Annotated in this window: 8 protein-coding genes and 2 pseudogenes; 4 read left to right on the top strand and 6 right to left on the bottom strand. The window is 67.1% G+C overall.

The features are described from left to right. Positions 1-69: 69 nt before the first annotated feature. Complete coding sequence (ubaA, locus tag RYH79_RS13605; protein ID WP_370900016.1) at positions 70-888, bottom strand: SAMP-activating enzyme E1; 819 nt, start codon at positions 886-888, stop codon at positions 70-72. A gap of 120 nt (positions 889-1,008) precedes the next feature. Next, positions 1,009-1,524 carry a nicotinamide-nucleotide adenylyltransferase gene (locus RYH79_RS13610; RefSeq protein WP_370900018.1) on the bottom strand — a complete coding sequence of 172 codons (516 nt, stop codon included), beginning with the start codon at positions 1,522-1,524 and terminating at the stop codon, positions 1,009-1,011. 168 nt (positions 1,525-1,692) lie between these two features. Here RYH79_RS13610 and lonB point away from each other — a divergent pair, with 168 nt between their 5' ends. Both lonB and RYH79_RS13620 read left to right on the top strand, forming a co-directional pair. Further along, positions 1,693-3,768, top strand: a complete 2,076-nt coding sequence (gene lonB, locus RYH79_RS13615; protein WP_370900020.1) for an ATP-dependent protease LonB — start codon at positions 1,693-1,695, stop codon at positions 3,766-3,768. Positions 3,769-3,800: 32 nt separating this feature from the next. Next, a complete protein-coding gene (locus RYH79_RS13620) occupies positions 3,801-5,129 on the top strand; it encodes a CPBP family glutamic-type intramembrane protease (RefSeq protein WP_370900022.1) in 1,329 nt (442 codons plus the stop codon). Positions 5,130-5,178: 49 nt separating this feature from the next. On the opposite strand, the gene RYH79_RS13625 is transcribed toward RYH79_RS13620, so the two are convergent. Continuing rightward, on the bottom strand, positions 5,179-7,404 hold the full coding sequence (locus RYH79_RS13625; protein ID WP_370900024.1) for a M3 family metallopeptidase: 2,226 nt from the start codon (positions 7,402-7,404) through the stop codon (positions 5,179-5,181). A 290-nt stretch (positions 7,405-7,694) separates the two neighbouring features. On the opposite strand from RYH79_RS13625, the gene RYH79_RS13630 reads away from it, so the two are divergent. Together RYH79_RS13630 and RYH79_RS13635 are read left to right on the top strand one after the other, a co-directional pair. Beyond that, positions 7,695-7,952 carry a glutathione S-transferase N-terminal domain-containing protein gene (locus RYH79_RS13630; RefSeq protein WP_370900026.1) on the top strand — a complete coding sequence of 86 codons (258 nt, stop codon included), beginning with the start codon at positions 7,695-7,697 and terminating at the stop codon, positions 7,950-7,952. A gap of 71 nt (positions 7,953-8,023) precedes the next feature. Continuing rightward, positions 8,024-10,045, top strand: a complete 2,022-nt coding sequence (locus tag RYH79_RS13635) for an ATP-dependent nuclease (protein WP_370900028.1) — start codon at positions 8,024-8,026, stop codon at positions 10,043-10,045. A gap of 9 nt (positions 10,046-10,054) precedes the next feature. Here the strand turns inward: RYH79_RS13635 and RYH79_RS13640 are convergent, their stop codons facing one another. From RYH79_RS13640 to RYH79_RS13650, 3 genes and pseudogenes are all read right to left on the bottom strand, one after another. After that, positions 10,055-12,088: an ABC transporter ATP-binding protein gene (locus RYH79_RS13640; RefSeq protein ID WP_370900030.1), complete on the bottom strand. Its 2,034-nt coding sequence runs from the start codon at positions 12,086-12,088 to the stop codon at positions 10,055-10,057. 482 nt (positions 12,089-12,570) lie between these two features. Then, a pseudogene (pheT, locus tag RYH79_RS13645) lies at positions 12,571-13,866 on the bottom strand (phenylalanine--tRNA ligase subunit beta); the annotation flags it as partial. Positions 13,867-14,019: 153 nt separating this feature from the next. Then, positions 14,020-14,469: pseudogene (locus RYH79_RS13650) on the bottom strand (phenylalanine--tRNA ligase subunit beta); the annotation flags it as partial. Positions 14,470-14,485: the final 16 nt, after the last annotated feature.

Raw genomic sequence — 14,485 nt, forward strand, 5'->3', positions numbered from 1 at the left:
GAAGATATATATCTGTCTAATTCACGTACATTTATTACCAGACATCTCGGCGAGTGCATGGCCGTGTTCTCACCGGGGGTCGGCTTCGATCCGACAGTCACCCTCGTAGTCGACGGCCGCCACACTCTCGATTCCGTCGTCGCCACAGACCGGACAGTCCGGGTCGCGCTCGTACGGCACTGTCTCCGTCTCCAGGGTCGCCGCGTCGTAGAACAGCAGTCGCCCGACGAGCGGCTCGCCTTCGTCGATCAGGAGCTTCAACGCTTCCGTCGCCTGGATCGACCCGATCGTCCCGGGCAACACGCCTAGCACCCCCGTCTCCGCACAGTTGGGCACCTCGCCCGGGTTCGGCGCTGACGGAAACAGACACCGGTAACACGGGCCGTCGGGGACGAGCGTGGTCGCCTGGCCTTCGAACTCGTAGATCGCGCCGTGAACGACCGGCAGCCCACGGAGCCGAGCGGCGTCGTTGAGGAGGTACCGGCTCCGGAAGTTGTCCGTCGCGTCGACGACCACGTCGTAGTCGTCCAACAGATCGACCGTCTCCGGCCCGATGCGGGTCTCGTGTGGCTCGACGGCTACGTCCGGATTGAGCTCACGGACCGTCTCGGCGGCCGACTCGGCTTTCGGTCGGCCTACGTCGTCGTCTCCGTGGACGATCTGACGCTGGAGGTTCGACCGTTCGACCGTGTCGTCGTCCGCGATCCCCAGTCGGCCGACGCCGGCGGCCGCGAGGTACTGGAGCGCCGGCGAGCCGAGCCCGCCGGCGCCGACGACGAGCACGGCGGCGTCTAAGAGTGCCGCCTGACCCGCCGGACCGACACGCTCCATCACGACGTGGCGGCTGTACCGGTCGAGCTGTGTGGCGTCGAGCGAGAGATCCGTCACGGCCCTGGCTCCGTGGTCGAGCCACCTAAGCCGTGCGGGCCGGGGTCACGGGGTCGTGCGAGCACGACTCGTCCATCCTCGTGCAGGCACGACTCACCCATCCAGTCGTGCAAGCACGACTCATCCCCCGTTGGCGTCCGTGTCGGCGACGGCCCGCATCCGGGCGACGCCGTCCACCTCTTCGATCACGTCCACGACCGGATCCGGGACGTGCGCTCGCCAGTCGTCGCCCGCGAGTATCCGGGAGCGCAGCTCCGTCCCCTCCAACACGTCGCGGTCGAACATCGGGGTGGTCCGGACCTCCACACCCGCCTCCCGGAACAGTTGGACGACGAGCGGGTTGTTGGAGTAGGCCACCTCGAACTCCGGACACATCGACTGGACGTGACTCACCCACACGGCGTTGCGGTCCAGATCCTCGATGGGGACGACGTAGGTCGCCACGTCGAACGCGGCGACGGCCTTGTTCACCATCATCACCCGTTCGCCGGCCGTGAACGGGTTGCGCGGGGTGTGTGAGTCGCCGGCCGAGCCGACCGCGAGGACGAGTTCGTCGACCTCCTCGGCGATCTCGGCGACCATCTGGTGGTGGCCGTCGTGGTACGGCTGGAAGCGACCGATGTAGAACCCCCGCATCCTACCCTCGGGTTCTCGACCGTGATTTATAAGCCCGGCGAGACGCGCGCTGCGCGTCGTGATCGGGTGAGAGCGGCTCTCGCCGCCGTTTTTCGTCGGCGCCCGGGTGTTCGCCTCGGGAGAAAGTATATCAGTTCCTGGCCCCTCTCTCGGTGTACGGAACGTTCTATGAGCAACGACAACGACGACGGCCGGGAGGATCCCTACATCGTCGACGACCCCGCCGAGAACGGGGGCGGTGACTCGACTGTGGGCACCTCCAACACGCCCGCAGACGAGGACGCGGACATCGAGGACCTCGGCAGCGACGTCGAGATCGACGCCGAGATCGACGAGGACGCGGAAGACGGGCTCCTCGGCGGTCTCCAGATCGACTCGACGGACGACATCCGAGTCCCCGACAGACTGGTCGATCAGGTGATCGGCCAGGAACACGCTCGCGACGTGGTGATGAAGGCGGCCAAGCAGCGCCGTCACGTCATGATGATCGGCTCGCCCGGAACCGGGAAGTCGATGCTCGCGAAGGCGATGTCGGAGCTCCTCCCTCCCGAGGAGCTGCAGGACGTGCTCGTGTACCACAACCCCGACGACGGCAACAACCCCAAGGTGCGGACGGTGCCGTCGGGCAAGGGTGAACAGATCGTCGAGGCCCACAAAGAGGAGGCCCGCAAGCGCAACCAGATGCGGAGCTTCCTGATGTGGATCATCATCGCGGTCGTGCTCGGCTACGCGCTGATCGCGGTGGGCAACATCCTGCTGGGGATTCTCGCAGCCGGGATCATCTACCTCGCCTTCCGTTACGGCTCTCGCGGTAGCGACTCCATGATCCCGAACCTGTTGGTCAACACCGCAGACACCACCACCGCTCCGTTCGAGGACGCCACGGGCGCCCACGCCGGTGCGCTGCTGGGCGACGTGCGTCACGACCCGTTCCAGTCCGGTGGGATGGAGACGCCGAGCCACGACCGTGTCGAGGCCGGCGCCATCCACAAGGCCAACAAGGGCGTGTTGTTCGTCGACGAGATCAACACCCTCGACATCCGGTCCCAGCAGAAGCTGATGACCGCGATCCAGGAGGGTGAGTTCCAGATCACCGGTCAGTCCGAGCGGTCTTCGGGCGCGATGGTCCAGACGGAGCCCGTCCCGACGGACTTCGTGATGGTCGCGGCCGGGAACCTGGACGCGATGGAGAACATGCACCCGGCGCTCCGCTCCCGGATCAAGGGGTACGGCTACGAGGTGTACATGGACGACACCATCGAGGACACCCCGGACATGCGCCGGAAGTACGCCCGGTTCGTCGCCCAGGAGGCCGACAAGGACGGCCGCCTGCCGGAGTTCGACCGCGGCGCCATCGAGGAGATCATCCTCGAGGCGCGCCGCCGCGCCGGGCGGAAGGGGCACCTCACGCTGGAGCTGCGGAACCTCGGCGGGCTCGTCCGTGTGGCGGGCGACATCGCCCGGTCCGAGGGTGCCGCGTTCGTCGGCCGCGAACACGTCCTGGAGGCGAAGGGGCGCTCGCGGTCGATCGAGCAACAGCTCGCAGACGACTACATCGAGCGTCGGAAGGACTACGAGCTCCAGGTCTCGGACGGCTACGAGGTCGGCCGAGTCAACGGGCTGGCCGTCATGGGTGAAGACTCCGGGATCATGCTGCCGGTGATGGGGGAGGTCACTCCCTCTCACGGGCCGGGCGAAGTGATCGCCACCGGGAAGCTCCAGGAGATGGCCGAGGAGGCCGTGACGAACGTCTCCGCGATCATCAAGAAGTTCTCCGACGAGGACCTCTCGGAGAAGGACGTCCACATCCAGTTCGTCCAGACGGGCCAACAGGGTGTCGACGGTGACTCCGCGTCGATCACGGTTGCGACGGCCGTGATCTCGGCACTGGAGGACGTCGGCGTCGACCAGAACCTGGCGATGACGGGCTCGCTGTCCGTCCGCGGCGACGTGCTCCCGGTCGGTGGGGTGACCCACAAGATCGAGGCCGCCGCCAAGTCCGGCTGCGACACGGTCATCATCCCGCAGGCGAACGAGCAGGACGTGATGATCGAGGAGGAGTACGAGGAGATGGTCGACATCGTCCCCGTCTCCCACATCTCCGAGGTGCTCGACGTGGCCTTAGAGGGCGAAGCGGAGAAGGACTCCCTCGTCGACCGCCTCAAGAACATCACCGGCTCCGCGCTGGAGGCCGCCGGCGACACGGGCGACGTGTCCGGTCCGTCCAGTCCGAGCCCGCAGTAGTCTCTCCGTCTCTCTTTCTCGTGAGGTGACGCGTGGTACGCTGGACCGCCTTCGTCGGTGTCGTCTCCGTGCTCGTCGTGTTGCTGTTGGCGCTCACCCGCATGTCTGCGACGGCGGTGCGCGACACCGGCCCGGCGGCCGACCCGGCCGGCGACGGTGAGAACGGGCTCCTCGACCCGTTGCCGTGGCGTGGAGGAGGAGACGACGGTCCGGCAGACCCCTTGTCCGGTCCGGGCGGGACTGAACGCACCACGCTCGACGAGTCGGACTACCCCTCGCCGCCGCCCGGTCGAGGGCCGACCGACGACGCCTCGAAGACGGCGGCGGACGATCGGGACCCTGCCTCGGAGTTTCCTATCTCCGGGACGGGCGAGGCCGTGCCGGGGGCCTCGGGCGACGACGAGACGGAGACACCGTCAGACCCGTCGGAGTCGTCGGAACCGAGTGTGCCGAGTCGGCCGCGAGAGCCGCTAGACCGGACGGACGAGCGGGACCGCTGGCAGGACGACGGGAACTCCGGCACGGATCGCTGGCAGGCACCGGAGGAGACGCCGGACGATCGCTGGGCACAGGGTCGCGGAGCGGAGCCGGACGCAGAGCAGGATTCGGCGGCCCCCGACGAGTCGGGCGAGACGGACAGTGCGCGCACTGCGGCACCCACGAGCGCGACCGGCGGTGTCGTCCCCGGCGGATTCGACACGGAACGCGTCGCGGACGGCGACGCGGTCGGCTTCGACCCGCCGTTGCCCTCGGAACGAGTCGACGAGGAGCTGTCGACCGGACTGTTGTTGGCGAACGTCGTCGGGTCACAGCTCCTGTTCGCCGGGCTGCTCGTCGCCGTCACGCTGTGGGCCGGCGTCCCGGCGGCACCGCTCGGGCTGTCGCCGGTCGCGACGCCCGGGGCCGTGGCCGTCGGCGTCGTGTTCGGCCTGGCGCTGTGGGCCGCGAGCGAGTCCGGCGGCCGGATCGGCGCCCGATTCGGGGTCGACCCCGCCGAGGCGCTCCGGGGAGCGCTCGCGCCGACGAACCGTCGGGAGTGGTGGCTGTTGCTCGGCGGGGTGCTCCCGATCGTCGCCGCCTTCGAGGAGTTCCTCTTTCGAGCGGTCCTCGTCGGTGCCTTCGCCGCCGGCTTGGACGTGCCCGTGGCGGTCTTCGTCGTCGTCTCCTCCGTCGCCTTCGGGCTGGCTCACTCCGCACAGGGGACGGCCGGGATGGTCGTCTCCGGACTCTTGGGTGTCGTGCTGGCGACCGGGTTCGTCCTCACGGAGTCGTTCGCGGTCGTCGTGATCGCCCACTACCTCGTCAACGCCGTCGAGTTCGTCGTCCACGAGGGACCGGTGTCGTTGTTGCCCGCGGAGTGAGCGACGAGTCGAGCGCGACCGCGTCGAGGCGAGCCCCGCGGGCGACGGCTCACTCCGCGGTCGCCCGTTCGAGGTCGTCGACGGCCCGGCCGAACACCGTCGCGGCGCGGCGGTACGCCGACGCCGCGGTCGGATCGACACCGAGCCTGTCGAACGCCGCGAGCGCGTCGTCGTGGCCGGTGTGGCGGAGGAACGCCCGGTAGTCGGCCGGCGAGAGGTCGCCGTCCGCGAGCCCCTCGACGGCTGCGGTCGCGCCGAGGACACCCAGAACGTACTGGTGACCCGCGTAGGCGTCGCGGAGCCCGCCGCCGAGCCAGTCGCGGCCGTCGCGGTCCACGGGCGGTTCGACGACCGGGTCGAACCGCGCTGCGGCGCGGCGGTTCGCCTCGCGGGCCCGCTCCGGCGTGAGTTCGGTCCCGTCGGCGACGATCTCCGCGAGACGGTGGCCGAAGGCGGTGCTGCGGGCGTTCCGGTAGAGGTTGCCGCCCAGCAGTTCGACGCGTCGTTCGCGGGCGGCGTCGGCCAGCGACCCCTCGGTCTCCGTCAGGTGGTCCGCGAGCAGGAGTTCGTGGACGAGCGAGGGGACCTCCGAGACGGGGACGCGGTTACACGCGTACCGCGTCGGGCCGTCGGTGTGGTACGAGACGTTCAGGGCGTGGCCGAGCTCGTGTGCGAGGAAGAACGTCGTCCGAACGTTCTCGCGAAAGTTCGCCAGCACGTACGGGCCGTCGTCCGGTGCGGCGGGACACACCGCCGGAATGTCCGTCCGTTTGTTCGCGGTCGGGAACGCGTCGACGCGCCGTTCGTCCAGCAGCCGTCTGACCCGAGCGACGTAGTCGTCGCCGAGCGGTTCCAGCGCGGCCAGGATGTGGTCGGTCGCCGTCTCGTACGACACTGTCGGGTCGGCGTCGACCAACGGGACACGGGTGTCCCACGGGCGGAGCGTGTCGACGCCGAGTCGGTCTCGCCGGAGTCGCCGGGCACGGTCGTACGGGTCTCGCTCGGCGACGACGGTCTCGACGAGCGTGTCATGGACCGACTCGGGGAGCCGGCTCCGGATCCCCGTCGGCGGGTACGACGCCGCGGCCAGCGAGTGCTCCCGGTGGGAGTCGTAGCCGCGGACGGTCGCGGTCGCACGGGCGGCTTTCAGCTTCTCGCCGACGGCCCGAGTGAGCGTGTGTTCGAACCGATCGAGTTCCGACCGGATCGTCTCGTACACCCGTCGTCGGTAGTCCCGGTCGGGGTTGCGGAGCTCGGTCTGGACGTTCCCGATCCGGAGCTCGACGTCGGTGCCGTCCGGTCGTTCGACGATCCCGGGATCGAGATCCTCGGTCGTCACCGCTCGGATCGTCCGTTTCGCCCCGCCGAGCGGCTCGTCGACGGTCGCCATCGTCTCCTCGACGGCCGACTCGGGGGTGTGACGGCCCCGGCGGCGGAGACTCTCGGCGTACGGACGGTAGTCGGTGGGGATCGAGGCGGTCGTGTCGTTGGGCTCTGTACCGTCCGTGTCAGTACGCCGTTCGGCGTCGACTGCGTCGGCGAGCGTATCGAACCGCTCGTCGTCGACTGCGTCGGCGAGCGCGTCGAACTGCTCGTCGTCGACTGCGTCGGCGAGCGTATCGAACCGCTCGTCGTCGACTGCGTCGGCGAGCGCGTCGAACTGCTCGTCGTCGACTGCGTCGGCGAGCGTATCGAACCGCTCGTCGTCGACTGCGTCGGCGAGCGTATCGAACCGCTCGTCGTCGACTGCGTCGGCGAGCGTATCGAACCGCTCGTCGTCGACTGCGTCGGCGAGCGTATCGAACCGCTCGTCGTCGACTGCGTCGGCGAGCGTATCGAACCGCTCGTCGTCGACTGCGTCGGCGAGCGTATCGAACCGCTCGTCGTCGACTGCGTCGGCGAGCGCGTCGAACCGCTCGTCGTCGAGAGAAGCGAGACGGCGGCAGGCCGCGGCGACGGCCGGGTCGAAGGCGGCGTCGAGGTCGCGGTTCGCGCGCCGGAGGTCGGTGGCCGCGTCCTCGTCCGTGTGGACGTAGCCGTACAGCGCGGCGTACAGTTGGAGGCTGGCCCGCTCGCGGTGGCAGGCGGCGGTGGCGTCGAGCAGTTCGCGCAGCGCGTCGGGTGACGCCGGGTCACGGCTCGCCGTCGTCTCGAGGTCCGCGACGCGCTCACGGAACGCCCCGGCGGCGCGGTGCCACGCCGCCGGGTCGTCGTAGAGGCGTGTCAGGTCGAAGCGGTACTCCGGGTCGATCTCGGCTCTGGCTGGGAGACTCACGTGTGTCTGTGGTGGGTGGCGGTCGGCGACTGTGCGGGTGCTCGTCGGCGTGGAGTCCGGCACACCGCGGTCTGCCCGGGGTGGGACGGCGACGAGCGGGTCGTGGACGGGAGTCGTCCGGAGAAGTCAGCGGGTCATCGGTCGCCTGCCGTTACTCCCGTTCGCATGGGCAGACTACGTGAAACCACCGGCCGCGTGCACCACCTTCACACACTAGCAGCGCGTCGCCGCGTCGCCCTCGCCGCACACCTCCGCACCACTTTAGCCTCCGCGGCCCGTCTGTCCCGTCGATGGCGAATCTCACGCTGTACGAACTGGAGGGCTGTCCGTACTGTGAAAAGGTGAAGAACAAGCTGTCGGCGTTGGAGTTGGAGTACGACTCCGAGATGGTGCCGCGCTCGCACGGCGAACGCACCGAGGTAGAGGAGATCAGCGGTCAGACCGGCGTCCCCGTGCTCGTCGATCCCGAACACGACGTCGACGGCATGCCGGAGTCGGACGACATCGTTGCGTATCTGGAAGAGACGTACGGCAGCGGCGCGGCCTGATAGCAGACCGGAAGGCGTTCGGTTATAGCTACTGGCAATATTTTTAATACTGTGGCAAGCACCGGCTAGCTGTGCAACTGGAGGAAGTTCGCGTCAGGGGGTTCCGGAACATCGAGGACTCGGGCTGGGTCGACGTTCACGAGGACGTGACGACGCTGGTCGGAAAGAACGAGAGCGGGAAGACGTCGTTTCTGGAGGCGGTCGGGCGGCTGTCTGACACCGACGAGATCGAGGACGACGACATCAACAACCAGATGGAGGATGTCGGCGACTCGTTTCCTGTCGTCCAAGCGAAGTTCTCGGGGAGTGCAGACGGGGTCCCTGAGAGTGTCGGGACCCACGAAGGCATGGTCTACAAACGGAAGGACGGACGCATCCGAGTGACAGATAACCTCGGTATCGACGGGAACAGAGTCGTCCTGTTGGAGGATCCGATTCGGTACGTCGAAGACCGTTTCGGCGCATCTCACAGTGACGTGCAAGAGGAGTCGCAGATCGTCGGTGTCAACGAGTCGGACCTTCCCTCACGGTATGACGATTTCAGTAACGATCCTGACTCAAAAGATATTTTTGATACTATAGAATCAATCGTAGACTCAACTACGATCTCAGGGGTCGAAGAGGCCCTCAGCAGCATCCGAGGGTTTCTCGACGACAACGAACCGACGATCATCTCGATCAGAGACGTTCTGCCCGACCTCGTCTACTCAACAGATATCGACACGATCTCTAACAGCTGTGGCCGAAAATCTCTCAGCGAGGAACAAAACGCCCCGTTTCGACGGCTGCTCACACTCGGAGGAGTCGACCATCGAAGCTACCACCAACTGGACAAGACAACACGGCTCAGCCAGCGAGAGAACGCGCAAGAAGAGATCAGAGAGCGGTTCAACAGCTTCTGGAATCAGAAGTCAATTGGAATTGGCATACAGTACTCCGAGAAAGACGACGAGTTCCTGCTGATGATTAAGGACACCGAGCTTCTGGACCGCGATTCTGGAGAGCTCCGTGAGTTGGATCGCTCACTCACCGAGCCCTCGAAACGGAGTCGTGGATTTCGGTGGTTTCTCTCGTTCTTCGTCGATCAGGTCACTCGGGAGAACGGTGTCGACGAGACCGACGACACAGTGTACCTGATCGACGACCCGGCGGTCTACCTCCACCCCGAAGGGAAGAAGAACTGGCTCGACACCATCGAGGACCTGACTGACGACGCGCAGTTCCTCTACTCGTCACACTCCCCGTTCCTGATCGACGAGACACGTCCCGACCGGATCAGGATCGTCGAGGATCGTCCTGGAGACCGAACGCAGGTCACCGACGAGATCTTCCAGGGGGACAGTGAGACGTTGGAGCCACTCCGGCACACGCTCGGGATCGGTCTCGGTGACTCGCCGTTCGTCAACCGGCGGAAGATCCTGGTCGAGGGACCGTCAGACTACTTCATTCTCACCGGTGTCCTGAACTATCTTGACGAACACGAAGATGACACACCGCTCTCGGCCGAGGAAGTGACGTTGTACCCGGTCGGTGGTGCCGACGAGATGCCAGACGCCGGGGACTGGATGCGCTCGGAGGAGTTCGCGTTCGTGTTCCTCCTCGACAAAGATCAAAAAGGTAAGGATGTCGAAGATGACATCGAAGAGCACGGTTTACTCGACGAGAGACGGGTGTTCTTTCTGGAACACGAGCGGGCCAAGAACTCGTTCAACGTCGAGATCGAGGACATGTTCCACCCGAAGTTCTACGTCGACTGTGTCAACGAGGTGTACGGTCGAGAGGAGGTCCGTGAGACGATAGAGGACTCCAACGACGGTCCCGACGATCTCTCTAATCTCGAATCGATCAGCGTCACCGAAGCAGACGAAGAAGGGTGGCTCCTCGACGGCGAACAGGAGTACAAGGGGATGAAGATCGTCACGAAGATCGAAGATGCGTTCGCCGAGCAGGGGTACAGTGATCTCGATCTCGACAAGGTCCGTGTGGCGAAGAACGTTCAAACCAAGCTTCAGAACGGCGACGGCTTCCGTGAGGAGAACGTGAGTGCGTTCAAAGGCATCCTCGGTCGGATGCACGGCGTCCTGTACGACTGAACGGCCCTCTCAGTCGTCGTCGGACAGCGTCTCCGCCCGGCGTTCCCGTGCCTGTTCCAAGAACGCCGACGGCAGCGACTCGATCTCGCCGGCCTGGACGCCCCACAGCTTCGCGTACAGCCCGTCCGCGGTCAGTAGTTCCTCGTGACCGCCGCGCTCGACGATCCGGCCGTCCTCCAACACGAGGATGCGGTCGGCGTCCTTGATCGTGGACAGTCGGTGAGCGATCACGAACGTCGTGCGGTCGGCCGCGAGGCGGTCGAGCGACCGTTGGATCAGCAGTTCCGTCTCCGTGTCGACGGCGGAGGTGGCCTCGTCTAAGATCAGGATCTCGGGGTCCTGGAGCACCGTCCGAGCGATAGAGAGGCGCTGCCGTTGGCCGCCGGAGAGCTTCACGCCGCGCTCGCCGATTCGGGTGTCGTAGCCGTCCGGGAGGTTCCGGACGAACTCGTCGGCCTCGGCCGCCTCACACGCCGCGACGACGGCCTCGCGGTCGGCGTCGAACCGGCCGTACCGGACGTTGTCCGCGACGGAGCCGTCGAACAGGAACGTGTCCTGCGAGACGTACCCCAGCGAGGACCGGAGCGACGCCGTCTCGATCTCCCGCACGTCGTGGCCGTCGATCCGGATCGCCCCCTCGTCCACGTCGTACAGCCGGAGCAGCAGCTTGACCAGCGTCGACTTTCCGGCGCCGGTCGGGCCGACGAACGCCACCGTCTCCCCGGGCTCGGCGACGAAGTCGACCCCGTCGATCACGGGGTCCTCTTCGGCGGACTCGTCGGGGCCGGCCGCGTCTCCCGCGGCGGCCGCCACGCCGCCGTCGGCCCACGCCGCGTCTCCGTCGTCGGCGGTCGTCGGCGCGCCGGGGTCGCCGTCCTCGTAGCCGAACGTCACGTCGTCGTACGAGACGCGGCCCACGGGGTCCGTCAGCGTCACGTCGCCGTCGCCGTCCGTGATCCGGCGGGGCACGTCCTGGAGCCCGAACACGCGCTCGCTGGAGGCCTTGGCGTTCTGGTAGGAGTCGACGATGTTCGACACCTCCGCCAGCGGCGCGGTGAACCGCTGGGTCAAGAAGAGGAAGGTGACGAACTGGCCGGCCGACAGCGTCCCGGTGAGCGGGCCGGGCGCGGTGCCGGTGGTGAGCCACAGCCCGCCGACCAGGAACGTCGTGGCGAAGGCGAGCCCGGCGAACAGCTCCATCCCCGGACGGTAGACGTAGTTGAGCTTCAACACCGCCATCGTGTCCCGGAAGTACGAGAAGGAGGCGTCCCGGACCCGGTCCGTCTCGTACGACTCCGTCCCGGAGGTCTTCACGAGCTGCATCCCGCCGAGCGCGTTCTCCAGCCGAGTGTTGAGGTTGCCGACGGACTCCCGTTGGTCCGTGTACCGCGGCTCGACGGCCCGCATGAACCACCAGGTGAACCCCACCATCAACGGGACGGCGACGAGCGTCAGCGCCGCCAACTGCGGGTTCTCCGTGAACAGGACGAGCGCGATCCCGAGCACCATCACGCCCAGCCGGACGCTGTTCTGGAGCGCGTTGTCGAGGAACCGCTCCAGGTTGGTGGCGTCGTTGTTGAGGACGGACATCACCTCTCCCGTCTGTTTCCCGTCGAAGAACCACATGTCGAGTGACTGCATCTTCTCGAACGACTCCACCCGGACGGCGTGCATCACTCGGTGTGCGAAGTTGTTGGCGGCGACGCCGTAGATCCAGGTGAACACCGCCGTCGCCAGGAACGACCCGACGATCAGCGTCACCGACAGCCAGAACTGCGCTGCGTCCGTCCCGGGGACGAACCGATCCGGGAGAAACAACAGGTCGTACCCCGCCCGGTCCAAGAAGACCGCGTCGATCGCGACCCCGAGGACGATCGGCGGGACGAGACTCGTCGCCCGCGCGAACACGTTCGCGATCATCCCCCCGACGAGCCAGTGGAGCTCGGGGGTGCCGTACTCTCGAAACAGTCGTCGCAACGGGGCGTCGACTCGGTCGCGGTACTCTTCGAAGACACTCTCCTCGTCGTCCGCTGCCGTTCCCATCGACTGTATCTGGCTCCGCTGCCGTTTCACCGTTCGGGTCGGACACAGCCGTGCCTCTTCTGACCGCCCGTGGCGTCGCGGTCGGCGGCGCTCCCCACGCGGCCCGGCCACTGCCGAGGCCGACTCCACCCGAAACGAGCGGCAGCCTCGTTCCACCAGAAACGGAGAGTCGAGTCGGTCCACTCGAAACGGACGTGGCGTGCGGTCCACCCGAAACGACCCCCAGAAGTTTGACACGTTCCGGAGACGGCAGAGAGTGCTGTCCGGGGGGCTGACCGCCGTCTGCGGGCGGCTACAGCAGCGTGACGGCGTACGCCAGCGACGACCCCAACATCAGTAACACGAGGACGATGGAGATGATCTTCTGTCGGTCCACAGGCGCAGGCAACGGCCACACACTGAAATGTGTCCGGGTCGCCGGCCGTCACCGAACCGTGTCCGGGTCGCCGGCCGTCACCGAACCGTGTCCGGGTCGCCGGCCGTCACTCCGACAGCGCGGCGAGGTCGAACTCGAAGCCGGCGACGGGCAGTTCCAGGTCGTGGTTCACGAGTACCTCCGGGTGGAGCTCGCCGATCACGCCCGCCTGCTGGCCGTCGACTACGACCCGTGCAGTCCGGCCGTCGATGAACGACGGGTGGTCCGTCGCGGGCGTCGCCAGGTCCGCGTCGACGGCGTCACACAGCGCCTGGAGCCGTGCTTTGGCGTCCTCGTAGCTGGCGTCCGTCCGGGCGAGCACGGCCGCGACGTGACGCGTCTCCGCGACGTTCGTCGGCTCCGTCTCGTCCTCGTGGGCGACGAACCCGACCTCTGCCACGTCTTGGGGGTACGCCCGGTGGGTGTTGTTCTCCAGCAGCTGGAGCAACGACGGCAGCGCCCAGGTCCGTAGCTGGGTGTACGCTTCGCTGTACGGCGACGTGATCTCCGCGGCCGGCTCCGCGCCGAAGGCGTCGACGTCCGGACTCGGGTCCAGGCCGAACAGTTCGTAGTTCCGTTCCGGCGCCGTCATGTGGAAGTTCAGCGCCTCCTCGAATCCGAGCCCGACGAGCGTCGTCCGGACGGCGTTCTCCAGCCGCGACCGCTCGTGACGGCCGCCGACCGTGCCCACGTCCGGCAGCGTCGGCTCCAGTTCGCCGAAGCCGTACGCCCGCCCGACGTCGTCGACGAGGTCCATCGGGTGGAGCACGTCCACTCGGTACGGCGGCACGGTCACGTCGTACACCGTCTCCTCGCCCAGCGAGTAGGCGGCGTCCAGCCCGGATCGCTCGAACAGGTCGACGACCTCGTCTGGCTCCAGGTCGACACCGAGGGTGGACTCGATCTGTTCGTGTGAGACGGACTTCTCGTCGGTCGAGAGGTTCGGCCGGAGCAGTTCCGGCCCGTACTCCTCCGGGTGGGTCGCCCCGTCGGCGTACTCCACGCGCACGTCCTCCAGCTGCCCGCCCCGGGCGACGAGGGCGTAACAGATCACGGTACACATCCGGTCGATGGTCCACTGGTCCGTCCCGGTCAGCTCGACGAACAGGTCACGGGAGTTCGTCGTCACCTCCGTCCGTTGGCCGTTGATCACCGGCGGGAACGAGAACAGCCCACGGTCGTCGTAGATCGCGGGGTACCGGTCGTAGTCGGCGACCAACTCCGCGTACGTCTCGCCGGTCGGGTGGTCCGCGAGCACGTCCGCCGGCGTCGCGCCGGTGTCGCCGACCGCCATCGCCTCGTGGTCCAACGGGACGAACCGGTCGCCGTCCGGCTCGATCCCGCGGTAGGTGATCGACTTCTGGGGCGCGCGAGCGGTCGTCTCCTCGGTCTGCTTGGGCTCTACGTCCCGTGTCGTCACCGTCGGCGCCTCGATTGGGTCCTCGTCGGCCGGGTCCCGTTCCCCGTCGTCCGTCGAGGTCGGCTCCGTGTCGTCGACGCCGGCGCCGACGGGCTGTTCACCCTTCAGCATCGTCAGATCGTGGATCCCGATCGCGCCCTTCGCGCGTTCGCGGCCCATCGTTGCGTGGAGCTTCTCCTGGAGCTGGATCAGCGACTCCAGGGCCGCGTCGTCCAGGTCCACCCCGCGGACGACCGCGCCGGTGACGTACGGCCGCTCGTCCGGGACGGTCGCCTCCACCTCGATCACCCAGTCGGCGTCGTTCGTCTCCGGGACGTGCACGCCGCGGGCGTCGCCGTACTGGTAGCGGAGCGACCGCGCGACTCCTTCCACCGAGAGACGGTCGAGTCGGTCGGGAGCGAACTCGAACTGGAGGGCCCCCTCGTCCGTCTCCCCCTCGTACTCCAGGCCGAGTTCGAACAGGTCCTCGCGGAACTCCTCGTCCGTCTTCTCCTCGTGGCCGGTCAGCGCTCGCAGTTCGTCCGTGTCGATGTCTACGACTGGCATTCTGTGACCTCCATCT

Source organism: Halobaculum sp. MBLA0143, from assembly GCF_041361465.1.
GTDB lineage: Archaea > Halobacteriota > Halobacteria > Halobacteriales > Haloferacaceae > JAHENP01.